Origin of the sequence: Infirmifilum lucidum (genome assembly GCF_014876775.1) — an archaeon.
Classification (GTDB): domain Archaea; phylum Thermoproteota; class Thermoprotei; order Thermofilales; family Thermofilaceae; genus Thermofilum; species Thermofilum lucidum.
On record NZ_CP062310.1, the window covers coordinates 18,949 to 44,476 of the forward strand.

Genomic DNA, 25,528 nt, shown 5'->3' on the forward strand with positions numbered 1-25,528 from the left:
CTTATAAGTGGAGTATTTCAGTGTGGAACAACGTTACGGGCAGGCTTGACGACTCGAAGACCGTGACTGTCTGGGTGTCGGCGGGTGGGCTCAGGCTGGCGAGTAGGTCGGCTGTTTACTACGACACCTTCGACTCCAACCCCCTCGGCTCCAGCCTCCTGCCGCTCTCGTGTAGCTGGCAGTACGACGGTGCCGGGAAGCTCGTCTACGTGAGCGTTACCTCGAGGCCCAGTAGCTACGGCGGGGAGTGCATAGCGAAGATAGGCAACATTAGGGTGGAGGGGAGGGTGTACGTCGCAGCCGTCCTCAGCTACGTGTCCAGCGATAAGAGTGGTAGAGACCACTTCGGCGCTATCCTGCTCAGCTCGGGCACCGGGTACTTCTACGAGGCAGGCTACACTAGGCCGAACTTCTACAGGGTGTGGAAGTATGCCGGCAATTTCCAGGAGCTGGCTCAGGCACCAGTTACTGGCAGCGTCGACGAGAACGTGTGGTACGACCTCGTGGCGCTCTATAGTGCTTCGGGCGGGGTCATAGAGCTGTGGGCTTCAGGGAGCCGGAGAGTGTCCATAGCTGATGCCTCCATAAGTGTCGACTCCCTCGGCGTGGGGGCGTACGTGTACAAGGGGGCCCTGACCGTGTACTTCGACAACCTCGTCGTGGCCTTGGGCGCTAGGCCGTGGTTTGTGAACGTGACTGGGCTCCAGCAGGGCTGGGTTGCCAGGATAAGGGCTGGCTCCGTCACTGTCTCGAGCGCTGTTGCCGGGGGCGGGGGCGTGGCGTCAGTACTGCTGTGGCTCTCTAGTGCTGGCAAGGACTACGCGTTCATAGTTAGAGGTGCCGTGCTCGAGGTTCTCGACTCTAGCGGTAATGTAGTCGCATCGCTGGGCCCCGTGGACGTGGTGGGCGGGGACGTGTACGTGTATGGCTAGTTTCGGGGCGCTAACTTTATATTTCGCTTTTCTAATCGTGGGGTCGTGAACCTAGAGGAGGCTCTGCGCGAGGCCGTCGAGGAGTTCAACAGGTACCACGGCTCCGAGGGGAGGGCTAGAGTGCTGAGGGTGGAGGGGGACAGGTTCGTGGTGGAGTTCAGGGGTAGCTTCTGCGTGACTTGCGGCTTCTACGACTACTTCGAGGACTTCGCCTACCTGCTCGCGGGCAGGGGTTTCAGGGCTGGCGTAGTCTCTGTAGACGAGCTAGAGGACGGGGCAGTCGTAGAGTACAGGCTTTTAAGGGAGGGGGAGGAGTGGCGCTTCACGCCTGAGCGCGTCGTGTTGATACTCGAGTAGCGTGGCTACTGGCCGTAGAGGGGCTGGGCTAGCCTGTCTTCAGCGTCGCGAGGAATACTGGGGTGCTGTCCCTGTCGAGCGTGAGCGTCTTGAAGGGCTTCCTGCCCCCGGGTGGCCTCTTCCTCCACTTGACCTCGAGGCCCAGCGGCCTGCCGTTGACTACGGCTACAGCGTCTACTTCTGTCTTGTCCCTCCAGTAGTACGTCGGGTAGGCTCTCGCGACGTGCGAGATAACCGTAGCCTCGACTACTCCCGGCTCGTCGACCTGTACCCGGGTGTAGTGAGAGAAGACCCTGTACAGGAATGGATCCGTGAAGACCACTTTCTTGTTCTTCCTGTAATCCGGCCTGCCCGAGGTGTCGGCCCAGTGCACCACTCTGGCTAGCATTAGCTGCTCGAGTGTCTCCACGTACTCCCTGGCAGTGTTCGGCGAGGACACCGAGGTACTCTTCGCGATTGAGTGCCAGCTCACAGGCGTCGGTGTAGTCTCGAGTATGTAGGATACGACCTCCTTCATCGCGTTCTCGCTCTTGCCAGCCCTCAGCCAGTCTGCCCTCACCCAGTCTAAGTAGGCTTTGATAGAGGCGTAGGTGACTCGTCCCCTCTCGAAGAACTCGCGGATTGGTATCGGGAAGCCCCCCGTCTCCAGGTAGGACTGGAAGAGCTCCTGGAGGCGCCCCGCGTACACGGAGTTAGCTCTTAGACTCTCCTCGAACAACGTAGAGTCATCGAGCCCGGCTGTCCTGAGTTCTAGCCCGCTGAAGTGCCTGGCGTAGTCCGAGAAAGAGAGGGGGTACATGTAGACGTCCCTGCCGCGGCCCCTCCTGCCCGGGAACATCTCCTTGCCTGCTACGAGCTCCACGCTGGCTGAGCCTGTCACAACTAGGACGTCGTTCTCGAACAAACGAAGGTCTATCCTGGACTTCAGTGCCCTGAACCACTCCTCGACGAAAGTGACCTCGTCCAGGAGTATGACGGAGCTCTTCACGCCCCACGCCCGCCTCGCCGAGATATAGCCGTCTAGCACTTCCCCGAGCTCCTCGTAGTCCGACAGCTCGTCGCACGAGTAGTAGAACACTGACTTCGGGTCTCTCCGCTCCAGGAGCCTGTGGACTAGTATCTTCAGCGCGGTCGTCTTCCCGACCTGCCTAGGCCCGACGAGGAAGTTTAGGGAGTAGGGCTCTAGTGATATCTTCTCAATCTCGCCCGGAACCCACTTAACCCTGGCTCTCCTCCACTCCTCGTACACCGGGTCAGGTTCTTTCAGCCACCACGGGTTATACGACTCCATGTGCATTGTAACTGAAAACAGTTATATAAACCATTTGCATTCAGTCTGAACATAGAATAATACGGGCTTTCCTCCCCGGCTAGTTGCTACGAGTGCTGTGAGAAGGACTAAGAGCCGAAAATCTGCGACTCTCAGCGAAGTACAAGGATTGAGAACACTCCCTGAAGCCCTGGCGAAAGGGGGAACCCTTGAGCCGGGGAACCTCGCTCTCCGGGGCAAGCGTCAGCGTTTTCGCGTCGAGCGCGGCCTCGGGGAAAATTTAATACTAGATAGTAGTCGTTAGGGTGTGCCTCTAAATAGGGACTACATCGAGGCGAGAGTTAGGGAGATCAACGACGCTATATCTCTTCTCAGGGATCTCTCCTCTAGGGACTTCGACAGTCTCTCACTATATGAGAGGCTGTCCATGAGGTACTTAGTGATACAGCTCGTCGAGGCGGCTTCAGGCATATGCCTCCACATCCTTATAGAGCTGTTCGGCGAGGCTATTGACAGCATGCCCGGCTGTTTCACGAGGCTGGGAGAGAAAGGCGTTCTTGAACCCGAGCTTGCGTCAAGGCTTGCTTCTTCAGCCAGGCTCAGGAACCTGCTAGTCCACAGGTACTGGAGCGTGGATGACAGGAGGGTCTTCGAGAGCGTAAAGAGGGGCTTGGCGGACTTCGAGGAGTTTGTGAGGCGGGTAAGGGGGCTCTGAATGAGGTACTACAGGCTTGACTGGAGGGAAAGGGAGGCTTTGATGGAGAAGTTGAGGGATAGAGTCTCGGCAGACGGAGGAATAGTTTTTGCCTACGTCCACGGAGGCTTCCTCAGGAGGGAGTTCTTCAGGGACGTCGACGTGGCCGTGTGGATCAGGGACGAGGGCGAAGCATTCCAGTACGCGGTTGATTTCTCTGTGAGGCTTGAGGAGGAGCTAGGCCTTCCGGTAGACGTCCAGGTTCTAAACGAGGCCCCCCTCCCGTTCAAGTTCCACGTCTTCACGGGAGGCAGGCTCATTTTCTCCAGGGATGAGGAGTTAAGGCTCAGGATCCTTGAGGGGGCCGTCAAGGAGTACCTGGACTTCAAGTTCCTGACCTCCCTCATAGCCCGCTTAGCCTAACTACCCCGAGCGCTCTACTAGCTTGCACACACGCCTGGCAGCCGGTTTTTCAAGGTGAAGATAACAAGCCTTATAGGGTGTCCGGGCTATTACACCTCGTGGAGTGTGAAGACATTCTCCCTAGGGTGAGCTCGGCTCTAGCAGAGTTAGACGCCGAGTCGACGCGGCTACTGGTAGAGGAGGCCTTGAAGGCTGGCTGCGACGCGCTCGAAGTCGCGGAGAGGGGGCTTAGGCCCGGGATGGAGGAGGTCGGCAAAAGGTTTGAGAGGGGCGAGTACTTCCTCCCCGAGTTAATGGTCGCCGCTGATATCTTCAACAGCGTTATGCACAGCCTGCTGCTCCCCCTGATCGAGGGCAGGCGGAGCGGCTCTAGGACGGGGAGAGTGGTTATAGGCACTGTACGCGGGGACATACACGACATTGGGAAGAACCTCGTAGCTGTAATGCTGAGGGTTAACGGCTTCGAGGTCGTAGACTTGGGCGTCGACGTTCCACCCGAGAAGTTCGTCGAGGCTGTTAGGACGTACAAGCCCGACATACTCGGCATGAGCGCTTTACTCACGACAACGATGCTGGAGATGAAGAACGTGATAGACGCTTTGAAGTCCGCGGGGCTTAGAGACAAAGTTAGGGTGATAGTGGGCGGTGCCCCGGTCACAGAGGAGTATGCAAGGGAGGTAGGCGCCGACGCCTACGCCAGGGATGCTGTCGAGGCTGTAGAGAAGTGCAGGAAGCTACTAGAGGGGAGGTGACGTGCTCACGCCCCTAGACGTCGAGGGCAGGGCTAGGCTCGGGGAATACGTGGAGCAGAGGAAGTTCGACCTCGAGATAGTCACCAGGAGGGTGGCGGAGCTCGAGAGGGAGTACGGCGTTGTATTTGACCCGGAGTGCCCTGTCCCCAGTGATCCGGGCCTGGGCAAGTCTGTGTTCGAGGCTGGGTTCGTCCTCGCGCTCGAGGCTGGGCTGTACGTTGTCGATGAAAGCAGAGTGGCAAAGTTCTCGGAAGAGGAGCTAAAGGAGGCCTTGCAGTGCGCGCCGCGCGAGCTCGTCCTCGGGAGAGGGATGGACTCCCGCGTACTTAGGGTTAGGTTGCCGGGGGACACGCAGAAACCCTTCGTGTTCGGCGGCCTCGCCGGGACGCCTGTCCCGGAGGAGTACTTCTACATTACGGCTCTCTCCTACGCTAGACAGCCACTCGTAGACGCACTTGACCACGGCAGTATGCAGGAGGTTTCAGGCGTGAGAGTTAGAGCAGGCGCTCCCAGTGAGGCAGTAGCTGGCACCAGAGAGTTGCTCTATCTGCGTAGAGCCTTAAGGGACGCGGGTAGGCCGGGGATGCACCTACTGGCGGGGGAGAGTAGTGTCTCGTCTCTGGGTAGCCTAGCAGCGATCTCTACGGGTCTACTACAGGAAGGTGACGCCCACCTCCTCCCGATACTCAACGAGCTGAAGACAGACTACTCCCAGCTGGCTAAGGCGCACGTAGGCCTCGAGAGGGGTGTGCTCGGCGCCGCTCTAGTCGACCCAATTGTCGGCGGTTTCGCGAGGGGGCCTGCTGGCTCTGCAATAGTGTCAGTCGCAGAGGCTGTCCTCTCCCTAGTCGCGTACAGGGCCGGCTACATACTCGTCCACCCAACGCACATAGTGAAGAAGGCCACCTCGACAGCCGAGTGCATGTGGGTTCAGGTCGCCGTGGGCCTCTCGAACACGCACATGAGGCTGCCCCTAGTTGCAGACATCTGGCCCGCCTTCGGCCTCGGCACAACCGAATACCTCTACGAGATAGCCGCCAATACTATAGCTGCGACCGCCGCGGGCATGCACCTCCTGGGTCCGGTTCCGGCTAACGGCTCAGCGCCCAACGGAGGCGGGCTAGAGGCAGAGTTCATGGCCGAGGTGGGGAGGGCGTCTGCAGGGCTGAGCCCGAGCTCGGCGTGCGAGATCGTAGTCGAGCTGTACAAGAAGTACGGGGAGAAGTTGCGTAGCCCCGACTACGGGAGGCCGTTCTGGGAGCTCTACGATCCCAGAACCGCTAAGCCCCACCCGAGCTGGGTTGAGGCAGTGCACTCCGCCTTGAGAGAGCTCTCAGAGCTCGGGCTGAGGCTGTAGCCTCACTGCTCGGGCTCGACCTCCACTGCCGTGCCTGTCGCCGTGACTACTATGAACCCCTCCAGTACCTCGGAGGTCTCGAAGTCCAGGCCTACAACAGCGTTTGCGCCGAGAGCCCTCGCAGAGCTGATCAAGTCGTTCAAGGCCTCTTCCCTGGCCTTCTTCAGCTCTGACAAGTACGCGCTTGACGCTCCCCCGACTAGGGCCTCGAGACCTGCTGCGACTCTGCCGAGGAGGCCCCTCGTCCTTATGCTCATCCCCGTGACGACTCCTATCACTCTCTTGACTCTATAGCCCGGGACGCTTGGAGTCGTGGTGACAATCATTGTTTAATTGACCTCGCCCAATCATAAAAACATTTCCAGAGTCCAGGGGCTGGCGTGGTTAGGCATAATTACCTGGGCGGCGTACATTAATTGTAGGCTGGCCTCATGTCTCCCCCGAAGCTGACAAGGCCTATCCTCGCCAGGCACTTGGCTATGTGCGGGCACGTAGTGTTTGGGGAGAGGTACGTGGTCTTGGAGAACTTGAAGACGCCCGGAGGGGTAGGCGTGGATCTCGCGGTCGTGTCAACGCTCCCGGAGCCCTCTGTACACGCCGTGATCGCCGCCGCGGCGTTCAGCGAGGCCAGGCAGGGTATTGACGCGCTAGTCAGAGTTAGGGGGGAGAGAGTGGCAAATACACACTGGCTCGCGGCGACCCTCGACGCGTACGTCGCCCTGGGCAGGCCTCGGGAGCTCGAGAAAAACGGGATCGGGCTCGTGGTTGTGAGAGTCGAGTCGACTTTCGGGCTCGGGAGCGCGGAGACCATAGTAGAGCTCCCAGCAAAGCCTGAGGCGAGGAGGGCGTGGTGGGTTCAGCTTGAGGAGGCCCTCAGAGCTAGGGGGAGGCAGGACTTGGTCGAGGCCCTCAGGGGCACTCTGGGCAAGAAGCCGAGGGTCTAGCTCAGTACCACGGTTACTGGGAGGACGTAGAGGACAAGGTACAGCCACAGTGAGTGGCCTAGGCCGGAGGCGACTACTCCTGCTCTCTCGGCCACGAGGCCGAAGATGAGGCCGACGGGTATGGCCGCCAGGATTAGTAGCGGCATCCCCGAGACAAAGTGCACTAGAGAGTACGGTACTGTAGAGAGCCACCAGCCCTTCCCCAGAACTCTCTTCACGACGTAACCCTGGACGTAGCCCCTCCAGTACACCTCCTCTGCCAGCCCGAGGAAAAACACACCGGCTAGCTGCAGCGCCCCAGGCCTCACAGAGCTGTACACGGCCTCAACCTGCCACCACATCCCCGTAGTCCTCGCGAAGACTCCACCAGCGAGGAATACCAGGTACAGGGCAACAGCGCTCCCCAGCGAGTAGGGCACCCACCGGATCCCCTTCAGGCTAATGCTAGCCCTCCCAGTTGCCAGGACGCCTAGAGCCAGCAGGATTGAGACTGCGGACATCGCCTCTACGAGCCTAGGCCTCGCGAGCTGGAAGGGCACCGCGAAGAGCAACCACGGCAGAGCCACAAGTAGTGCATCAAGCCTGGTGAACCTCCTTCCCACGAGCTAGGCACGTAGCGCCGGGAAAAATACCTTTTGTTGCAAGCCAGCCTCTAGTACTCCCAGCACTGCATAGCTTGGCAGGCCACCAGTACACCACTCTAATAAACGTCCTTACTGGCGAGCGCCCCCGATAGAACTAGCCTAACAACGCCGTAGTTGATGGCTACAGGTAGCTCCTTCTCGAAGGACTCCCCGCTAGTCCTCACGGTTCCCAGAATGTGGCCGCACTTCCTACACTTGTAGTACACGACTTGTCCTTGAATGTACACGTCGAAGTTCTCTCTACTGCTAGCGCCGCAGGCCGGGCACTTAAAGCTCTCATACTCCCAAGAGTAGCCGCAGAGACACGCGAGGACGAGAGCTGTCTGGGAGTAGATCCAGCCCTGCCTCTCCGAGTACACGGCTGCCGAGGGGACTAGACCGCAGACCGGGCAACGGCCCCCGCTCCACTCGATGCCCTCTACTCTGCCTACGAGGGACTTGTAGAGTATCCTGCGCGCAACATATGAGAGGAGTGCGAGCTTCGGATCCTGCGGGAAGCCCTCTTTAAGCGCCTCTGGTGTGGCCCTAGAGCAGTCGATTTCAATGCCGTTCCTACCGAGCACGTTGAGCGCTAGCGCTAGTAGCTCGTCGACGTTCTCGAGGTTCTCCAAGTAGACTGGCCCGTCCTTTATGAATCTGGGCTTAAACCTGACGTCGACAATGCTCTTCTCTATCTCGTTATATGCCCTGAGAATCTCCTTCAATTCCATTGCACACTCTTCGTCTGGACATATCACCTGGGCTAGTTTTTCAGCCACGGGTGTTTTCACCCGACCCTATAAAAATTAATTACGCGTTATGCTCTGTAGATATGTTAAAATTAATTATATTAAAATTAAACCATAATTACTTATATAATAGTATTGAAACAGATTATTTCGCGCGAGCATGGGCCAAATCTCGAAGATAAAAGAGCGTATAGAGCAGATTCTGGCAACAGAGCCCGACGTAGCCCACGGCTTAATGGCCTTGTACGAGGAAACAGAGGACTACACGTGTTTAACGCTCAAGGCCATTAGGGGCAAACGCGAGAAGGGTTGCAGCGAGAAGGTGTTCTAGCATGAGCCTGGAGCAGTCTGTCCTAAATAGGAGAGTGTTCCTGAAGCTCGCAACAGTAGCCGCCGCGGCAATATCCCTCTCATCTACTCCTGTACTGGCTGACACGCCGGTTCCCTTCAAGGAGTGGAGGACTAGGTGGGGTTTAGGAGAGGTTGGAGGCAAGACGGACATTGTAAAGGCTAGAGTCGCTCCAGTGATATGCCCGTACTGCTCGTTTGGCTGCAGCATAGACTTCTACACGGTAGGCGATAGAATTGTATGGACTACTGGTTCCCCGGACTCCTACATCAATAGAGGGGCTCTGTGCCCAAAGGGTGTGTCGGCGTTCCAGATAGTCGAGAATCCTAGGCGCGTGCTCTACCCGCTTATAAGGACAGGGCCTAAACCACCTGTAGAAGAGATACTTAGCGCGAAGTCGTGGGACGACTTAGTAGCGCTCGTGAAGAAGTATCCTCCCCGGTGGAGAGTTGCCTCCTGGGACGAGGCGTTCAGGTACATAGCTAGCAGGTTGAAGGCCATCATGGACGAGTACCGCTCCAAGACGGGCGCGCCGTTCCAGAAAGACGGCACGTACTACATCGGCAGTGCAACCCCGGTGCAAATCATAGGCTCCTCAATACTCGTCAACGAGGAGGCATTCCTCACGAAGAAGCTCTCAATATACCTCGGGACACACAACATGGACTCGCAGTACCGCAAGTGCCACTCATCTACGGTCGCCGCTCTAGCCGCTACCTACGGCTGGGGCGCCGAGACCGCCGCTATTGAGGACTTGTATTCCTCGGACGTCATTCTGTTCTTCTCGAACCCGGCCGAGGCGCACCCACTCTCGTTCCAGCACTTCCTCAAGGCTAAACAGGAGAGAGGCACAATCCTCATCACGTTCGACCCCCGCCTGTCGAGGACGGCGATGGTTTCGGACATATGGGTGCCCTTCAGGCCCGGTAGCGACACGGCAATACTTCTCTACATACTGCACTACGCTTTCCTCGAGAGGAACCCGCCAATAGACCAGCTAGACGAGTTCAAGAGGCTCATGTCCCGGTGGAACATAACGCAAGCAGACTTAGACGAGCTCAAAGACCTGCTGTCCAACTACACAGCCGAGGAGGTATCAAGGATCTCGGGCGTCCCGGTTGAGACCCTCAGGAACGTCGCCAAGATATACGTCGAGAGGAGCGGCGTCGTCACGGGCCACAAGAAGCACGGGATAATACAGTGGGCCATGGGCATGACCCAGCACACCAACGCTACGGTCAACATTATCAGGGCTGCTGCCATAGTCCAGCTCCTTCTGGGGAACGTCGGGTACCCTGGAGGCGGGGCGCACCCGTTCAGGGGGCACAGCAACGTTCAGGGGGCTACAGACATCCAGGGAGCCGGGAACGCTGCACTAAGCGGCTACCACGCACACCCAGCTAAAGCAATGGAAGTCAGGCTCTACCAGGACTGGAAACTACAGGGCATGCCCGACGCCTGGAACTGGGAGGTTCCAGACTGGGCTCTCGCTGCATTCCCAGCACTTAAGGATGCTGCCAAGAGAGGCCAGGCAAACTCAGCGAAATTGTTGCAGGTCTTCAAGTTCTACGGGTGGAGGAGGCACGAGCTACTCTGGGGCATATTCATAGGTACAGACCCCGAGACAGACCCCCAGAACGGGAAGGTTATAAGCGATATTCCGTTCGGCGCTGGATCCACTGAGACGACATTCGCTAGGAGGGCTCTCAACGGCGAGATCAGGGCGGCGCTCATATTCGGCGAGAACCCGGCCGTAACAAACCCCAACGCGAAAATAGTCTGGGCGGCGCTAGCGTCCCTACAGCTACTCGTCGTCGCAGATATTTTTGAGACCGAGACCGCCTGGTTTGCCGACGTTCTGCTACCTTCAGCTAGCTTCGCTGAGAAGGAGGGCACGCGCACGAACAGCAACAGAGTGATTCAGTGGACGTTTAAGGCCCTAGAGCCTAAAGGGAACTCCAGGCCAGACTACTGGATAATTGTAAACCTCTTCAAGTACCTCTGGAGGGCAGGCGTCATACAGCTCCCGAGCCAGCTCGTCGGCAAGAGGAAGGAGAGAGTAGCAATAAGGAGGGGCGATAGGATCTTCGAGCTGTACTACCGCGAAATTGCGCCAGAGAAGTCCTGGGACTACAGCGGTGGCACTGGAGCGGCGAGCCCTGTTAGCGCCATTGAGGCGGAGGTTAACCCCAGGATTATAAACAAGGAGATCAACTTTGCAACCCTAATCTACGACGGGATGTACAACCCCGTTAGAGACGAGTTTACCCCGATGAGGAGAGACAAGAGGATTAGAGACGTAGGCGAGATCGACGGGTATTTTGCCCAGAAGTTCACTCTGTACAAGGACTGGGGCTGGAGCTGGCCCCAGAACGTGCGGATAATGTACGCCCTAGACGCCCTGGCAGTGATGGAGGGCCAGCCCGTAAAGGTAGTCGTGGGCGGCAAGGAGTACACCGTGACAGGCGAGACGGGCGAGGTCGTCGACGAGTACACTGGTGGCTACAGGCCTGCATACCTGCCGGGCCATAGCTGGAGCCTGCCCAAGTACTTCAAGAGGAGACTCAGCAACATATCGGATCTCTGGGCGGGGCTCGACATGGTAAGGTTCATCAGGACTGGCGAGCTTGTCTTCCCAGAGAAGAGCCTCGTAATAGACAAGGATGGAGCCCCGACGCCTGTGTCCTTTGAGGAGTTCGCCAGTCTCACTGGGATGAGGTTTGTGTGGGCTAACGACGGTCTCTACTGGGACGAGGACACAACAGTCAAGGCAAAGGCTGCCGTGAAGTACTCCTTCTTCCCAGGCGACAGCTGGAGCAAGTACAAGGACACTTACGCGGCTTTCAGGCAGAAGCTCAAGGCCTACTACGATCAGACTGGAAGCCTCAAGCAGGCAGTCCTGAATGTCATTAGGGACATGGGCGGCTGGTACAAGGGGTACAACTTCTCCTACCCGATACACACTGAGCCTGCAGAGTCCCCGGACATCGAGCTGGCGCTGAAATACCCGACACTGGCCTTCCTAAACCCCTTTAACCTGCAGGTGCTAAACGAGCAGCCCGACGTCGTCAAGGGCAAGCCCGTGGGCCTTGCGCTGGAGCCGAAGGATCTGTCTGGGGAGCAGGGCGTCCTCGTCGCTCTCACAAGCAACAGGCTTACTGAGATGTGGCACAGCGGTAGCATGACGAGAAATATCCCCTACCTCGTACAGCTCGTGCCAGAGCCCTTCGTCTACATTAATGAGAAGCTCGCAAAGAAGCTCGGCATCAAGTCAGGCGACCTAGTGGAGATCGTCACGGCTAGAGGTTCGATAAGAATGAAGGCTTTTGTCACGAAGGGCGAGGCCTACCTCAAAATGGGAGGCTCTGAACTACCAGTAGTCAACGTTGTCTGGCACTTCAGCTTCCTAGGGCAAGCTACAGGCCCTCAGGGGAACTTCATCACGCCAGACGCTGTGGACGTTGTGACAACTATACAGGAGTCTAAGGCTTGGATCGGTGTTGTCAGGAAAGCTTCTGGGTGAGGTGATGGGGGATGGTGAGACTGGTCTTACCCTCTAAGAATGAGGGGTATGGAGTTGTCGTGGACATCGACAAGTGTATAGGATGCAGGGCCTGCGAGATAGCGTGCCAGGCCTGGAACGGCAGGAAAGCCGTCGAGACTACGTTCAGCGGAGTATTCGCAAACCCGCCAGACTTAACGGCAGACACGTGGAAGGTCGTATTCTATTACGAGTCTGAGGCCCAGGTAACGCTGAGTATACCCGAGGGCTCTTTCAGCTTCCAGCAGGTTCAGTGGACACCGCTACCATTCCAGTGCATGCACTGCTACGACTCTCCGTGCGCGAGGGCCTGTCCTGTCGGGGCGATAAAAGTCACGCCCGAGGGGGCTGTTGTAATCAGGGCAGAGGAGTGTGTAGGGTGCGGGTACTGCCAGACAGCCTGCCCGTACAGCGTCCCCAGGAGGGGCTCCGACGGGAAGTTCTACAAGTGCACGTTCTGCGTGGACAGGATACAGAACGGCTTGAGGCCAGCCTGCGTGGAGGCGTGCCCGACGGGAGTATTCACCTTCACTACTATCCAGAAGGCTGTCGAGATGGCAAGAGAGGCCCAATCCCAGGGCAAAGTTGTCTACGGGCTCGACTTGAACAGCTACATCGGGGGCGGCACGAGGTGGATCTACGTAGCCTCCGAGAAGAAAGCCTCTGCGGCCTTCAAGGAGAAACTCCCCGAGAACCCTGTAGTCGCTATCCGGCAGACGCAGGAGCTCCTAAAGAACATAGCTATCCCCGGCTTCTCGGCTGGCGCTGTAGCGCTAGCAATCATAGGGGGGTTCGCATTCTGGCGCGCTAAACGGGTAGAACAAGTTGCCAGAGAGGGGGGTGAAGAGTAAGGGGGGTGGTGTCTCGTGTCCGAGGAGAAACGCGTTGAAATAATAAGCTTGAGCTACAGGCTAGTGCACGCGCATAACCTACACCTCTGGAGCTTCCTCGCAGTTAGCGGTGCCGTAATGCTCGCGATCCAGTACTTCAGCTGGCTCGCCTATGCAGTCGGCTACCCCGCTGCTGTCCTGCTACGCCTAGACCCCGCCGTTGACGCCGTCACTCTAGGCGTCCAGATCCTAAGGATACTGCACAGGATACTCGGGGTTCTCTGGGGTATAATGATAATAGTCTACGGTATCTATCTCGTAGGGTTCAGGAAGCTGGAAGTACTCAGGCCACTCAGGAAACCCCTCAAGGAGCAAGTAGCTGAGGTAAAGGCGCTAGCAGGCAGGTACATCCTCGGCAAGCCCCTGCCGAAAGAAGTCGAGGAGAAACTCGACAGGCATAACGTTTTCGTGGCGTACCTCGCCCTACTACTCGCCGTGGCCTTCGCGCTCCTAGCCTTCAGCGGGGCCTCTATGGTGTTCCTCCCGCTGACTATCGAGCAGTACAGGCTCATGTTGCTACTCCACGACATAGGATTCTACCTTTCGCTGCTATTCGTCTACCTCCACCTCTTCGCATCGCTACACCCAGCCAACGCGCCGATACTGCGGGCCATGTTCAGGGACGGGACAGTGACTCTAGAAGAAGCTAAACAGCACATGCCCCAGTGGCTCAAGAGGAAAATTAAATGATTTTTTATAAATAGTCTTTTTCTTTTTTAACACCTGAAAACTTCTCTAGTGTTCTTTTGTGGAGTCTCTGAGTAGGCCAGGGGGCTTCGAAAGCCAGGGAGTTATTTCTCGCGCTCCACAGGAAGGCAGACCTAGGCACGCTGTACTGGCGGAGGTAGTTCCGCCAGTCCTCGTTTGTCTCCTCTGCGCTCCAATACGTCTCGAGGCACGCGGCTTTCGTTGACGCTTTGATTTGATGAGTGCTGGAGGAGAATGAGGCCAAGTTGCCTCGTTACATAGAATAAGCGATACTTCAACGGGGAGACTTAATTGAACTTTTTACATGGTTTGCCTAGATAAACTTAAATATAAGACTTGTCTCATGTCAAGATAATGATTGGCAAGAGACAAGTAATAGAGGTACCGGAAGACCTTTACAAAGAGCTAGCCCGTATAGCCGAGGCTACAGGCAGAACTCCAGGCGAGATAGTCGTAGACCTGATCGGTATCTTCGTAAAGACACACACGCCAGCAGTCTTTGCAGAAGACTATCCCTACTCTGACTTCGGAGAATAAAAAATATCTTTTTCCATACCTTGTTTCATCAGGCAAGCTGGGAATGGTTAGGTTCTCAGAGCTAGCCCCAGAGTATGTGACGCTGGAGGGCCAGGCAGTGGCAGTAGACGAGCTCTACACAGTCTACGTCAACGGCAAGTCGTACGTCAGCATCTCGGCGAGCCCCTCGGGGCTCTACGAACTCGCCCTCGGCCTGCTCGTGGGGGACGGCGTTGCGTCGGGGCCGGGCGACATCCTCGACGTCAAGGTAGATAGGTCTTCGAGGAGGATCGACGTATACCTGGACAGGGACGTCAGCGTCAGCCCGTACCGGGTGGAAGACTGCGGGGCGGCCGCCGCGAGGGGGGTGTACGTCTACTCCGGGGCCACCTTTAGCCTCCGGGAGCTGGTGGGCCTCGTGGGCGAGTTCGACAGGGCCTCCATAGCCACAGCCCGACTGCTCGCCGTCCACTCTTCAGCTATCGTCCAGCCCAGCCGCGGCGAGGGTGTCCTAGCCCACGACCCGAGCAGGCATACGTCAATGGTAAAGGCTATAGGCTCGGCAATAGCCCGGGGTTTCAAGCTGGGAGATTCCGTCGCGATCACTACTGGCAGGGCGTCGAGCGACATCGTCGTCCGCCTGGCGAGAGCCGGGGTGCCCGTCCTAGTCTCCCTCAAGGGCCCGCTAATGAGCGGGATAAGGGCCTCCGAGATGCTAGGCGTCACGCTGGTGCTCGTCGCCAGGCATCGCGAGGGGGGCAGGGGGTTTAGGCCGGTCACGCACCCTTGGAGGATTCTTCCAACCTGACTAATACTCCCTAGGGGCTAAAGCTAGGTTTAAATCCCGGCACCTGTAGTGTTGTACAGAAGCCCGGTGGTGTAGCGGTCAAGCATGGCGGGCTTTGGACCCGCAGATCCCGGGTTCGAATCCCGGCCGGGCTATAATTTGCCAATTTTAACTGAATAGCTGTTTTTTTTGTGAAAGGCTTCTTGGCGGTGTACTATGGTTTTGGCGCCTGCTAGAGGGCTGAAACAGTAACGCGCAGAAGCCGAGGTATAGTATAGGGGGCAAAGGCTTATAGGCTCGGCCCGCGGAATATTCATGAGGTTGATGCAGGTTAAGAAGCTGCTGAAGCGGGAGCCCATTGTCGTCGAGCTTGGGACTCCCCTGAGGCAGGCGGCGCAGGTCATGGTTCGTGAGGGAATTGGCCTTCTGCCGATAGTCTCCCCCGGCGATAGGAGGAGGGTTCTGGGGGTTATCTCCGAGAGGGACTTCGTGAAGGCTTTGGCGACACAACGGGGTATCGAGGACATGAACGTCGAGGACGTGGGGACGATGGAGGTCGTCGTCACGATAAGCGAGGACGCGAGCGTCGCTGAGGCAGCACGCCTGATGCTGGAGAAGGGTATTAGGCACCTAGTGGTCGTCGACAGCCAGGGGAAACTCGTGGGAGTCATCTCCATCAGGGACATCGTGCGTATAGACGAGATGCTCAGGCTAGCATCTGAAGTTTAGTTCTCAAAAAATATTTATTGTTTAGACTCCTTAGAGGAGGACGTGTCGTCGCAGGGCACTGAGCCTAAACTCAGGAGAGAGCTCACGCTCATCGACGCGATCTCCGTGGGCCTGGGGGCGATAATAGGGGCAGGAATATTCGTGGTTATAGGGCTTGCGGCCGGCCTGGCCGGGCCCGCTGTAGTACTCTCAGTCGTGATTGCAGGCATTAGCGCCACATTCACGGCTCTCAGCTTCTGCGAGCTCGGGGCCTCTCTCCCGAAGGCTGGCGGGGTGTACGAGTACGGCCACACACTCCTACACCCACTCGTGGGCTTCGTAATGGGTTGGATATGGGTCAGCGGGAACATAGTCCTGGGGGCGACTGCGAGCCTGAGCTTCGGCTTCTACCTCGCGAGCGCCTTCCCGTGGGTAGACCCTAAGCTCGGCGCTGTTGCACTGATAGCCACGGTCACTGTCGTTAATATCCTGGGCGCTAAGCTCTCGGCAGGCGTCAATAACGTTATTGTCGCAGGCAAGGTGCTCGCCCTAGTAGTCTTTGTGCTTGTAGGCCTTTCCAGCGTAAACCCCGTCCACTTCCAGAACTTCATGCCGGGGGGCTTCGGCTCAGTCGTTACTGCTGCCGCCCTCTTTTACTTTGCTTACATAGGCTTCCCGCGTATAAGCACTATGGCCGAGGAGATAGTTGAGCCGGAGAAGAACATTCCGCGCGGCATCCTAGCGGCCCTCTTCATATCGATGGCTATATACGTCGCAGTAGCTGTTGTGGCTGTCGGCCTCGTAGGCTACGAGGCGCTGGCGTCTTCAACAGCCCCCATAGCGACTGCCGCAGAACAGCTAGGCGTGAAGGCTGTAGTCGAGGCGGGGGCTCTTTTGGCGACTTTCAGCGTAGTCCTCACGTCTGTAATGGGGCAGTCAAGGGTGTTCTTCGCAATGGCCAGGAACAGGGAGATACCGTCCAGTCTAGCAAGAGTTTCCGAGAAGTTTGGGACGCCGGTGAACTCGATACTACTCTCAGGCGCTATAATGCTGGTTCTAGCCCTCACGGTCGACATCTCGGGGCTAGCCTCCCTCACTAGCTTCAGCGTCCTCTTCACACACATGCTGACAAACATCGCGGCTATCAAGCTCCACGGTATAGGTAGCCCGAAGAAGAGCTACGCTATCAAGAGAGTACCGCTCCACGCATACATCGGCGCAGTCCTGAGCCTCGCACTCGCCCTCAGCCTAGGCGCCGCGACAATACTGGCCGGCCTACTGAACCTGGCACTGTCTATAACATGGTTCTACTTCTACAAGGCTTTCTCGAAAAACCAGGGCTAAAAATGGGGTAACGCTACTCCCTACAACCTTGAGTATCTTCTCGATGTCTTCTAGGAAGCCCTGCCTCGACCATGCGTGTGGGTAAACAGTTAGCAATTAAATCAGGTGCCTATTCAGCCACTCGACGATGTCGCCGGCTACTCGCGTCCACTCGGGCTCGTTGAGTATCTCGTGCCTCATCCCCTTGTAGACCACGAGGGTTTTATCCGGCACCCTGAGTCTCTCGTATAGGTTTCTAGAGGCACTCGCCGGGACTAGGCAGTCCCCCTCGCCGTGGAGTATTAGAGCTGGACAGCGTATAGCGTCGACTTTCCTCCAAGCCTCCTGCACAGCTCTGCCGAATTCCACTAGTAGCTTTACGGTGGGGTCTTTGAACACCAGGGGATCCTCGATGTACCTCCTCACCACACTCTCGTCGCTGGTTAAGCATTCTGTAGCAATCGGGAGTCTAATCCTCTTCTTTGGCGAAACAGAGCCCAGGATGCTGAGGAGCAGTCCCTGCGCAAGTGTTGTTCTGACCTCTAGTGCTGCTCCACTAGTGATTAGGCCTTCCAGGTCATCTCCCAGAATAGCCGCAACGTTCACAGCTATCAACCCTCCCATGCTGTGTCCGAAGAGAAATACTCGAGAAGCCCCAGACCTTTTCTTCACGTACTCTATGAAGGAGACTGTGTCGTGGATAAAATCGTTGAAAGAGTCTACGTAGCCTCTCTCACTCCTAGAAAGACCATGGCCGCGTAGGTCGTACATGTACAGGTCAAAGCCCCTCTCGGCTAGGAACTCTCCAAAGTGGTTGTAGCGGCCGCTGTGCTCTGCAAAGCCGTGGATTCCGGCGACGACGGCCCTGGGTGTTCCGCTGTAGTGCCAGGAGCGGACAACTGTCTCATTGTCGCTTGCCAGCCTCAGAACCTCCTCTTTCATACAACTACACGACACAGACCAGGGAAAAAATGTTATCTTGCGAAGAAGCCCCACTCCAGGAGAGCTGAGTGGATCATCTCAGCGCTTATCGAAGCAATAATTACGGACATAAACCTGCCGATGCTCCGCACAACGTTTCTCCCTGCAACCTCCAGTAGAAGCTTCCCGAACCTCAGAGTCAAGTAAACCATTGTGGAGGCCAAGACTGACGCGATAAGCGTCGGAAGCACCCCGTGCGCCGCAGCCACGACAATTAGTGTAGTTATAGTCCCGGGATCGACCAGGAGCGGCGTAGCTATCGGGACTATTAGAGCCTCCTCCGTGCTTTCAAGGGCTTTAGTCCTACTGAGCCCAGACAGCATGTCGATAGCTATGACCATTAGCAGCGCGCGAGGCGCAGGGACGCTATACTCACGTTAAAAACTTGAGCATCGTGCCACCTAGGATGGAGAAGATAGCCATTAGGACAACGACGTACAGGCTCGCCCTCCTGACGGCGACAGCCTTCTCGGCTCTACTCCTATCACCTATGAGGCTCATAAAAGTCGGTATAACACTCACGGGGTTAAGTACTGCGTAGAGTTGGAAAGCCATGAGAAGAGAGTCTACGAGTAGAGTGTAAGGGCTAGTCATAGATCTATAATTGCTAGAGAGTGTAAAAATTTTTAGCCTTTAAGGTATTTTGGTGTACAAGTGGAGGACAGTCGTCGCCGCGTAAACGACCCGTCTAGCTACCTCTGGACTGTGCTGTCAGTGACAACTCTTGGGGCATTCATGGCAGGCCTAGACACTAGAGTAGTTGTTGTAGGCCTTGACAGGGTTGCAAGTGCCCTACACGCGGACATAGAGCAGGCACTCTGGTTTACGCAGGCGTACATGCTCGGGGGCACCCTAATGCTCCTGTTGGTTGGCAGGCTCGCAGACTTATTTGGCCGCGTAAAGCTGTACCTAGCTGGTTTCGCCGTATTCACCCTCGGGTCGCTTCTATCAGGGCTGTCGCCCAGCCCGGCGGCGCTAATAGCGTCACGCTTCATCCAGGGGCTGGGAGGGGGCATACTGACTACTGTGAGCGCGGCAATTGTGACGGACGCAGCCGTTTACGGTCCGCTAGCTTTTGCACTCAGTATAAACTCCCTCGCCTTCAGGCTGGGCTCAATTCTAGGCTTGACCCTTGGAGGGGTTATAATCGGCCTCCTTGACTGGCGCTACATATTCTGGATAAATGTACCCGTGGGGGCTCTCGCCATACTGTGGGGCACTAGGGCTCTTCGAGAAACCTACAGGCCCGTGGAGCAGAAGAAGGTAGACTGGCTGGGGTTCCTGCTCTTCACGGCCTTCATTTTCACAGCACTAGTAGCGCTGACCCTCGAGGGCTATGGGCTGTCGTACAGGAGGCTGGTTGGCATAATGGCCCTAGTGTCTGTAGCATTACTGGCCGCCTTCACGGTGTGGGAGCTAAGGTTCCACAGCCCCCTGCTAGACCTAAGGCTGTTCAAGAACTGGGGCTTCACGGGGGGCGTAGTTGCACAGTTCCTGAACGCGATAGCTTTCGGCTCAGTCATGCTCCTCCTGACGCTATACTTCCAGCTGTGCAAGGGAGCGCCGCCTGCAGAGGCGGGCTTCACGTTGCTGCCATTTGAGCTCGCGTTCCTGGGCTTCAGCCTCATAAGCGGGAGACTCGCAGACAAGTACGGCTACGTAGGGTTTGCAATTGCTGGTCTCTTCGTGGGCAGCCTGGCCCTCTTTATACTGTCGGGGATAACTCTAGAAACACCCTACTGGAGCGTAGCCCTAGGCGCCGCCGTGCTAGGCGCTGGGAACGGGCTGTTCATGTCGCCGAACACGAGCGCGATAATGTCCTCGGTGCCAGAACACAGGAGAGGAGTGGCCTCGGCGCTCAGAAACGTGCTGTTCAACCTCGGCTTGACAATAAGCCTCAACATCTCGGTTCTCCTGCTCTCTAAGCGGCTCTCCTACGAGCTCATAACGAGGCTACTCCTGAACGCGGAGCTCGACGCCACCCAGATAGCCGCAGGCAGGCGCTCCCTGGCGCTAGCAATAGGCGAGGCATTCAAAGTCCTAGCGACCATTAACTTGACAGCCGCCCTGTTCTCCGTGAGCCGCGTTGAAGCAAGACTGCCGGAACGGCGTCCTAGCTTCTCCACCCGTGAGTCCCCATGAAGGCGCCTCAATATGCCCGGCTACTCCAACACGTCTCTCGGGTGCTGGACTTTAACCCCAACAGTCCTCTCTATTGAGTCAGCTCTCCCCAGAATTTCGCTGTCTCCTGTAATGAACGCTACTACGTTAAGCTTTCTTTTGAGCGCTTTCGCGTAGGCCAGGTGTAGCACGTCGAGAGTCCTGAGCCTGAGAGGCCCCGCCAGTTTACAGGCAAGATGGTACTCTAGGCCTGTCCTGAGCCTGTAACCCGCGATATTTGCAACTGCAGTGTAGCCCGTAGAAAGGATGTGGAGCCTACAGTCCCTGACTATGAATTCCACCAGAGTGTCTAGCAGGGGCTCTGAACGAAAAGGGACTCATCTTTGACTCTCGAAAGGGCGCAGTAGAGCTCGACGAGCGTTAGTGGAGATGCTATAAAGTACAGGTCTTTTTCCGAACAGTGTGTTAGAGTAGTTATAAAGGTCATCTGAAGGTTTGTACCTAGCGATGATTACCACTGAAAGCCTTGCCCTTCAGGGCGGGGATGCCGGCAAGCTTAAATACTCCCCCACTCCGTGAGGGGGGTGTGGGGAAGGCCAAGGCCGGGGGACGGGCAAGTGAGGGGCCGGAGACCATTGTCACCCTGGTCTACAAGGTCTCCCCCGAGCCCTCCCTCCTGGCCTTGGCCGATCGGTACACGCAGGGGCTGAGGTACGTACTACACTGGATTAGGGAGCACAAGACCACTCGCCTGGGCGAAGTGCACAGGGGAGTGTACGAAGCCCTCAAGGAGAGATACGGCCTGCCCTCCAAGATGGCGCAGGACTGCTACCGCCACGCAATCGCGGTGTACAAGGGCTGGCTGAGGAACCCGCACAAAGGCGAATTCCCCACGGTCAGGCGGAGGGCCGTGTGGCTGGCGCATAAATACAGCTATTGGCTAAAGGGGGGTGTTGTGCATATAGCCGCCATAGGCGATATACCGGTCATCGGCAGGCCGGGCCACGAAATGCAGTACGCCGACTGGGAGCCGGGGGACGCCGTTCTAACGGTCAGAGAGGACGGCGTATTCCTGCACGTGCCAAAGGCCAAGGCCGTCCCCCCGATTGGGGCGAAGGACGCCGTCGGCGTCGACGTGAACTACCGAGAAGTGGCCGCGGCCACGTCTATGGAGGACTCAATACGCCTGGAGACGCGCATAGAGGACGCGGTACGCGTCCGCCGCCACGCGGAGGCCCTTCAGCGGAGGCACGGCAGGAGCTGGAGGAGGAGGCATAAAGTCCTCGCTAGGATCCGCAAGTTATACAAGCGCTCTAGGAACATCTTGCTCGACGCCGCCCGCAAAATAGGCAAGAAGGTGGCCGAGTACGCCCTCGAGAGGAAGGCGAAAATCAGGATGGAGGACTTGAACGGGCTAAAGAGGCGCGCCCAGGGGGCCCCGAAGGAGTGGAGGCTCCGCCTGGCGTTCCTGGCCTACCGCGAAATACAGCACTGGATAGCCCACCAGGCCAGGAAGCGCGGCGTGCCAGTAGAGTATGTACCGCCGGGGGGCACTTCGTCGAGGTGCCCGGTGGACGGCCACAAGCTGGCCGAGGCCAGCTATAGGACACTGCGTTGTCCAAAATGCGGCCTCGCCGCCGATAGGGATCTGATAGCCGCCCTAAATATACGGATGGGGGGACTTCTGACGGCCCCGACTGCCCTCCCATTGACGGATGAAGCCCCGACCGAGGGAGGGAACCTCCCCGCCCGAGGAACCCCCGCCCTTTAGAGCGGGGAGGACGTCAGTAGCTCGACAGCAGACTTGCCTGACCTAATCGTAAAGGGTACTAACCCAGCTTTCCTCCTCTCCTCCAGAGCCCTTAGAAGCTCCTCCGAAACACCGGCGCCTTCGCTTGCAAGTTCGTCGGCTTCAACCTCGAGCCTCAGCAACTCCTCTACCAAGCTCTTGAGGGTTGTCCCCCTCTTCACTGAGAGAATCTTGGCTTTCTTCCAGAGCTCCGGGTCTACCCTTATCGAAGTTACTTTCTCTTTCACAAGAGTTCAGCTTTAAAGTATTATTTAAATTTTGTTTTTAAATGAAGAACTTCACTAAGGATTGCGCTACCACGGAACGTAGCAACAACCCCCAGGTAGCGTTTCTGATCCGCGTTCTCCAGTAAGGGTGGAGCGTCGTGTCTGCTTGAGGAGCGTAAAGTATAAACCGCTGTTTCTGCAACCCGCTTTTCTGTAGGTGCCCCGTGGTGGACGCTGAGCGTGTCAAGCGCGTGCTAATCTTCTCGTCGGTCGGGAACGCCGCTATAAGTTTCCTGAAGATATTTGGGGGGATAGTCTCGGGTAGCACTGCTCTCCTCGCTGACGGGAGCGACTCCATGCTCAACGTTGCTAGCGCCGCGGTCAGCTACTGCTACTACTCGAGGAGCCTCAAGCCCCCGGACGACAGGCACCCCTACGGGCACACGCGCTTCGAGGCCTACGGGTCTATAGTGATACTCCTCCTTATGGCTGTCACGTTCAGCTTCATAGGCTTCACGGCCCTAGACCGCTTCAGCCATGGCGAGCCCGAGAAAGTGTCCCCGATTGGGGTAGCCTTCGCGGTGCTCTCCCTCCTCCTGAACCTGGGAGTCTCCAGCCTCCTCAGGGCGTACGGCAGGGGTAGCCAGATAGCGCTCACAGAGTCGAGGCACACGAGCCTGGACGTCGCAGAAGGAGTAACCACGCTCGCCGGAGTGACCCTCGGCTCTACGGTCTCCGCGTACTTCGACCTCGCAGCCACCGTAGTGATACTGGGCATCGTGGCGTTCTTCATCTACGGGACGCTACGCGAGCTCCAGGGGCAGATTATCGACACGAGCCCGCCCCCCGAGATCTTGAGGGCAATCGAGGAGGAGGCCCTCAAAGTCAGGGGCGTTAGGGGCGTACACTCGCTCAGGGCTAGAGTCGCCGGCGACAAGATATACGCAGACTTACACCTCGAGGTGGATCCCAGGCTCCCGGTCGACGAGGCACACGAGCTGTGCGACCACATCGAGAGAGCTGTTAGCGCCAGGCTCGGCGGCAGAGTCGACCTCACGATACACGTAGAGCCCTCTAGCGGCTAGCACTGGCCTGCGCCTTCCTCCTCTCCAGCTCTCCCAGGCAAACCGCTATACAGGCCTCGAGCCCCCTGGCAGCCAGCTCCGACGGCATCGAGGGCGTGTTCCCGCTTAGGGCTTGTACGGGGAGACTGGGCACGTGCACGAAGCCGACCATTACGTCTAGGCCGTTTACGGCTACGTAGTGCAGCGCCGTGTACATCGCGGCATTACACACAAAGGTGCCCGCGCTGTTAGACACCGAGGCTGGAACTGACGCGCTCCTGATTGCCTCTACAGCCCTCTTGAGGGGTATCGTCGCGAAGTACGCCGCAGGCGCCCCCGGGAACACAGGCTCGTCCTCGGGCTTGTAGCCGTCATTGTCCTCTATCCTCGCGTCCATGACGTTTATGGCTACGCGTTCAACGTGCAGCGAGCTTATCCCCGTGGCCTGGCCCGTGAGCAGCAGGAGTGAAGGCCTGTACTTCTCGAGGAGCACTGGTATCAACTCCCTCACGCGCCTGAAGCTCACTGGCAGTTGCTCTTTCACAACCTCGGCGCCACTAGTGCTCCCTGGCAGGAGCTTCACGGCCTCCCAGGACGAATTCACCTTGTCCCCGCCGAACGGCTCAAAGCCTGCTACAAGTACCCTCATATCCTGCTAGAAAACCCAGGCAGCATTATTTTTACTTATTGAGTAAAAACTTGTCTTGAATTAGGTCTCATGAATGGTGCTAGATTTCTAGACCCGGCTGGGATACGTAGTTATTTCATTCATTATTTGACTAGAAAGCTTTAAAAAGCCTGAGTAATGTTTGGTACCCAATATGAGACTTAAAACGGTACACATCCTGGCAGTAGCAGTAGTAGCGATAATCCTAGCCGGAGCTGCTGTGTACTTCCTTGCTCCGAGAGCCCCCGCTGTCAAAGTGAAGGACGTGTTGGTAATCGGCACTACGGACTCCATACAGACTACGCTCGACCCGGCCGAGGCTTACGACTACCTCGGGGTCAACATAATCGAGAACATGGGCGAGGGCCTCTTCGCGTACGAGCCGGGCACGGCCAGGATAGTCAACAAGCTCGCTGTAAGCTACACAGTGAGCGCTGATAGGAAAGTCTGGGAGATAAAGATAAGGAGGGACGCCAAGTTCCAGGACGGCACGCCTCTAACAGCACAAGCAGTAGTGTGGTCGTGGAACAGGACGATAACCCTGAACCAAGACCCAGCCTTTCTCATCGCAGATCTCATCGAAAAGGCTGAAGCAGTATCCGACGACACTATTAGAGTCTACCTGAAGCAACCGTTCGAGGAGACGTACGTCAAGTCCCTACTGGCTACGTGGGTAGCCTTCCCCGTGAACCCGAAGACCTCTCCCATGGAGGTCGTGAAGCCCCCGAGGACGCTCGACATGATAGGCCCCTACAAGCTGGGGGCGTGGAAGCCTGGCGAGTACATCGAGCTCGTGGCGAACCCGAACTACTACGGGGATCCGCCGAAAACACCGAGGGTCATCATAAAGTTCTACAAGGACGCGCAGAGCCTCAGGCTGGCCGTCGAGAACGGGGAGGTAGACGTTGCGTTCAGGACTCTGTCCCCGGCAGACATAAAGGACATCATGGCGAAGGGCCAGCTACAGGTCGTTAGCGGCCCAGGTATAGCGCCTATCAGGTACCTCGTATTCAACACCGCCAAGGAGCCCTTCAACGACAAGAGAGTCAGGCAGGCCATAGCGTACCTCATAGACCGGAACCAGATAGTCAACACTGTGTTCATGGGGCAGTTCGCGCAGCCCCTCTACAGTATGGTTCCGATAGGCTTCCTGGGCCACAAGGACTCCTTCAAGGAGAAGTATGGGGACAGGCCTAACATAGAGGCTGCGAGGAACCTCCTGAGGCAAGCCGGTTACAGTGAGGCCAACCCTCTGAGGATTGAGCTGTGGTACACCCCGGTCAGGTACACGCCCGCGGAGCCAGACATTGCCGCCATAATAAAGCAGAACCTAGAGGCGAGCGGCGTGATAAAAGTCGAGCTCAAGAGTGCTGACTGGGCCACGTACAGGAGTCTGTTCAAGGAGGAGAAGATAGCGTGTTGGCTACTCGGGTGGTACCCAGACTTCCTAGACCCCGACAACTACGTGAGGCCGTTCTACCACTCCAAGGCGAACGGCTGGCTCCGCGTGAACTACAAGAACCCGACAGTTGACAGGTTAATAGACGAGCAGGTGCTCCAGCCGACAGACCAGCGCCTCAAGACTCTAGCCCAGATACAGGACATAGTAGCCGACGACGCCCCGATAATACCGCTGTGGCAGGAGGGCCAGTTCGCGGTAGCGCAGAAGAACGTGAAGGGCATTGTTCTCGACTACTCGCAGATATTCAGGTACTGGCTGATATACGCTGAGGTAAAAGGATAAGCCCCGGTGCCC

At 57.3% G+C, this 25,528-nt stretch carries 29 protein-coding genes and 1 tRNA gene; 20 read left to right on the top strand and 10 right to left on the bottom strand.

What is annotated here, in order from left to right; translation table 11 throughout:
• Nucleotides 1-20: 20 nt before the first annotated feature.
• Both IG193_RS00115 and IG193_RS00120 read left to right on the top strand, forming a co-directional pair.
• A complete protein-coding gene (locus IG193_RS00115) occupies nt 21-932 on the top strand; it encodes a hypothetical protein (protein ID WP_192818880.1) in 912 nt (303 codons plus the stop codon).
• A 45-nt stretch (nt 933-977) separates the two neighbouring features.
• Complete coding sequence (locus IG193_RS00120; protein WP_192818881.1) at nt 978-1,289, top strand: hypothetical protein; 312 nt, start codon at nt 978-980, stop codon at nt 1,287-1,289.
• Between the two features lie 28 nt (nt 1,290-1,317).
• Here IG193_RS00120 and IG193_RS00125 read toward each other — a convergent pair whose 3' ends face one another.
• Nucleotides 1,318-2,580: an ATP-binding protein gene (locus tag IG193_RS00125; protein ID WP_192818882.1), complete on the bottom strand. Its 1,263-nt coding sequence runs from the start codon at nt 2,578-2,580 to the stop codon at nt 1,318-1,320.
• A 286-nt stretch (nt 2,581-2,866) separates the two neighbouring features.
• On the opposite strand from IG193_RS00125, the gene hepT reads away from it, so the two are divergent.
• The 4 genes from hepT (at nt 2,867) to IG193_RS00145 (ending at nt 5,785) form a co-directional block, all read left to right on the top strand.
• A complete protein-coding gene (gene hepT, locus IG193_RS00130) occupies nt 2,867-3,274 on the top strand; it encodes a type VII toxin-antitoxin system HepT family RNase toxin (RefSeq protein ID WP_192818883.1) in 408 nt (135 codons plus the stop codon).
• The gene (locus IG193_RS00135) at nt 3,275-3,676 is read left to right on the top strand and encodes a nucleotidyltransferase domain-containing protein (RefSeq protein WP_192818884.1); all 402 of its coding nucleotides are present in this window, start codon (nt 3,275-3,277) and stop codon (nt 3,674-3,676) included.
• Nucleotides 3,677-3,774: 98 nt separating this feature from the next.
• Complete coding sequence (locus IG193_RS00140) at nt 3,775-4,428, top strand: corrinoid protein (protein ID WP_218042146.1); 654 nt, start codon at nt 3,775-3,777, stop codon at nt 4,426-4,428.
• A 1-nt stretch (nt 4,429) separates the two neighbouring features.
• Nucleotides 4,430-5,785: a monomethylamine:corrinoid methyltransferase gene (locus IG193_RS00145; RefSeq protein ID WP_192818885.1), complete on the top strand. Its 1,356-nt coding sequence runs from the start codon at nt 4,430-4,432 to the stop codon at nt 5,783-5,785.
• 2 nt (nt 5,786-5,787) lie between these two features.
• On the opposite strand, the gene IG193_RS00150 is transcribed toward IG193_RS00145, so the two are convergent.
• The gene (locus IG193_RS00150; protein WP_192818886.1) at nt 5,788-6,111 is read right to left on the bottom strand and encodes a YbjQ family protein; all 324 of its coding nucleotides are present in this window, start codon (nt 6,109-6,111) and stop codon (nt 5,788-5,790) included.
• Between the two features lie 105 nt (nt 6,112-6,216).
• On the opposite strand from IG193_RS00150, the gene IG193_RS00155 reads away from it, so the two are divergent.
• Complete coding sequence (locus IG193_RS00155; RefSeq protein WP_192818887.1) at nt 6,217-6,729, top strand: hypothetical protein; 513 nt, start codon at nt 6,217-6,219, stop codon at nt 6,727-6,729.
• Here IG193_RS00155 and IG193_RS00160 read toward each other — a convergent pair.
• Both IG193_RS00160 and IG193_RS00165 read right to left on the bottom strand, forming a co-directional pair.
• Nucleotides 6,726-7,331, bottom strand: coding sequence for a CPBP family intramembrane glutamic endopeptidase (locus tag IG193_RS00160; RefSeq protein WP_192818888.1), 606 nt, complete (start codon nt 7,329-7,331; stop codon nt 6,726-6,728). The genes IG193_RS00155 and IG193_RS00160 overlap by 4 nt on opposite strands.
• A gap of 98 nt (nt 7,332-7,429) precedes the next feature.
• On the bottom strand, nt 7,430-8,131 hold the full coding sequence (locus IG193_RS00165; RefSeq protein WP_192818889.1) for a hypothetical protein: 702 nt from the start codon (nt 8,129-8,131) through the stop codon (nt 7,430-7,432).
• A 130-nt stretch (nt 8,132-8,261) separates the two neighbouring features.
• On the opposite strand from IG193_RS00165, the gene IG193_RS00170 reads away from it, so the two are divergent.
• From IG193_RS00170 to IG193_RS00210, 9 genes are all read left to right on the top strand, one after another.
• A complete protein-coding gene (locus IG193_RS00170; protein ID WP_192818890.1) occupies nt 8,262-8,432 on the top strand; it encodes a hypothetical protein in 171 nt (56 codons plus the stop codon).
• A gap of 1 nt (nt 8,433) precedes the next feature.
• The gene (locus IG193_RS00175; protein WP_192818891.1) at nt 8,434-11,973 is read left to right on the top strand and encodes a molybdopterin-dependent oxidoreductase; all 3,540 of its coding nucleotides are present in this window, start codon (nt 8,434-8,436) and stop codon (nt 11,971-11,973) included.
• Between the two features lie 11 nt (nt 11,974-11,984).
• Entirely contained in the window at nt 11,985-12,842 is an 858-nt protein-coding gene (locus tag IG193_RS00180) for a 4Fe-4S dicluster domain-containing protein (RefSeq protein ID WP_192818892.1), read from the top strand.
• 15 nt (nt 12,843-12,857) lie between these two features.
• On the top strand, nt 12,858-13,571 hold the full coding sequence (locus IG193_RS00185; protein ID WP_192818893.1) for a cytochrome b/b6 domain-containing protein: 714 nt from the start codon (nt 12,858-12,860) through the stop codon (nt 13,569-13,571).
• A gap of 354 nt (nt 13,572-13,925) precedes the next feature.
• Nucleotides 13,926-14,126: a hypothetical protein gene (locus IG193_RS00190; RefSeq protein ID WP_192818894.1), complete on the top strand. Its 201-nt coding sequence runs from the start codon at nt 13,926-13,928 to the stop codon at nt 14,124-14,126.
• 43 nt (nt 14,127-14,169) lie between these two features.
• Nucleotides 14,170-14,913, top strand: coding sequence for a formate dehydrogenase accessory sulfurtransferase FdhD (locus IG193_RS00195; RefSeq protein ID WP_192818895.1), 744 nt, complete (start codon nt 14,170-14,172; stop codon nt 14,911-14,913).
• A gap of 60 nt (nt 14,914-14,973) precedes the next feature.
• Nucleotides 14,974-15,047, top strand: a tRNA-Gln gene (locus IG193_RS00200).
• Nucleotides 15,048-15,216: 169 nt separating this feature from the next.
• Nucleotides 15,217-15,621 carry a CBS domain-containing protein gene (locus IG193_RS00205; protein ID WP_192818896.1) on the top strand — a complete coding sequence of 135 codons (405 nt, stop codon included), beginning with the start codon at nt 15,217-15,219 and terminating at the stop codon, nt 15,619-15,621.
• A gap of 42 nt (nt 15,622-15,663) precedes the next feature.
• Nucleotides 15,664-16,944 carry an APC family permease gene (locus IG193_RS00210; protein ID WP_192818897.1) on the top strand — a complete coding sequence of 427 codons (1,281 nt, stop codon included), beginning with the start codon at nt 15,664-15,666 and terminating at the stop codon, nt 16,942-16,944.
• Nucleotides 16,945-17,040: 96 nt separating this feature from the next.
• On the opposite strand, the gene IG193_RS00215 is transcribed toward IG193_RS00210, so the two are convergent.
• Genes IG193_RS00215 through IG193_RS09225 form a run of 3 tightly spaced genes read right to left on the bottom strand, consistent with a single transcriptional unit; the run spans nt 17,041 to nt 18,498 of the window.
• Nucleotides 17,041-17,865: an alpha/beta hydrolase gene (locus IG193_RS00215; protein WP_192818898.1), complete on the bottom strand. Its 825-nt coding sequence runs from the start codon at nt 17,863-17,865 to the stop codon at nt 17,041-17,043.
• Nucleotides 17,866-17,897: 32 nt separating this feature from the next.
• The gene (locus IG193_RS09220) at nt 17,898-18,245 is read right to left on the bottom strand and encodes a MarC family protein (RefSeq protein ID WP_192818899.1); all 348 of its coding nucleotides are present in this window, start codon (nt 18,243-18,245) and stop codon (nt 17,898-17,900) included.
• A 31-nt stretch (nt 18,246-18,276) separates the two neighbouring features.
• Entirely contained in the window at nt 18,277-18,498 is a 222-nt protein-coding gene (locus IG193_RS09225) for a MarC family protein (RefSeq protein WP_192818900.1), read from the bottom strand.
• Between the two features lie 60 nt (nt 18,499-18,558).
• Here IG193_RS09225 and IG193_RS00230 point away from each other — a divergent pair, with 60 nt between their 5' ends.
• Entirely contained in the window at nt 18,559-20,046 is a 1,488-nt protein-coding gene (locus IG193_RS00230; protein ID WP_192818901.1) for an MFS transporter, read from the top strand.
• A 20-nt stretch (nt 20,047-20,066) separates the two neighbouring features.
• Here the strand turns inward: IG193_RS00230 and IG193_RS00235 are convergent, their stop codons facing one another.
• A complete protein-coding gene (locus tag IG193_RS00235) occupies nt 20,067-20,366 on the bottom strand; it encodes a hypothetical protein (protein WP_192818902.1) in 300 nt (99 codons plus the stop codon).
• A 419-nt stretch (nt 20,367-20,785) separates the two neighbouring features.
• Between IG193_RS00235 and IG193_RS00240 the strand changes: the two genes are divergently transcribed.
• Complete coding sequence (locus IG193_RS00240) at nt 20,786-21,796, top strand: RNA-guided endonuclease TnpB family protein (protein WP_192818903.1); 1,011 nt, start codon at nt 20,786-20,788, stop codon at nt 21,794-21,796.
• Here IG193_RS00240 and IG193_RS00245 read toward each other — a convergent pair.
• Nucleotides 21,793-22,062: a hypothetical protein gene (locus IG193_RS00245; protein WP_192818904.1), complete on the bottom strand. Its 270-nt coding sequence runs from the start codon at nt 22,060-22,062 to the stop codon at nt 21,793-21,795. The genes IG193_RS00240 and IG193_RS00245 overlap by 4 nt on opposite strands.
• Before the next feature lie 206 nt (nt 22,063-22,268).
• Here IG193_RS00245 and IG193_RS00250 point away from each other — a divergent pair, with 206 nt between their 5' ends.
• A complete protein-coding gene (locus tag IG193_RS00250) occupies nt 22,269-23,126 on the top strand; it encodes a cation diffusion facilitator family transporter (protein WP_192818905.1) in 858 nt (285 codons plus the stop codon).
• On the opposite strand, the gene pcp is transcribed toward IG193_RS00250, so the two are convergent.
• Nucleotides 23,116-23,754, bottom strand: a complete 639-nt coding sequence (pcp, locus tag IG193_RS00255; RefSeq protein ID WP_192818906.1) for a pyroglutamyl-peptidase I — start codon at nt 23,752-23,754, stop codon at nt 23,116-23,118. The genes IG193_RS00250 and pcp overlap by 11 nt on opposite strands.
• Nucleotides 23,755-23,926: 172 nt before the next feature.
• Between pcp and IG193_RS00260 the strand changes: the two genes are divergently transcribed.
• Nucleotides 23,927-25,516, top strand: coding sequence for an ABC transporter substrate-binding protein (locus tag IG193_RS00260; protein ID WP_192818907.1), 1,590 nt, complete (start codon nt 23,927-23,929; stop codon nt 25,514-25,516).
• The last annotated feature ends 12 nt before the right edge of the window (nt 25,517-25,528 follow it).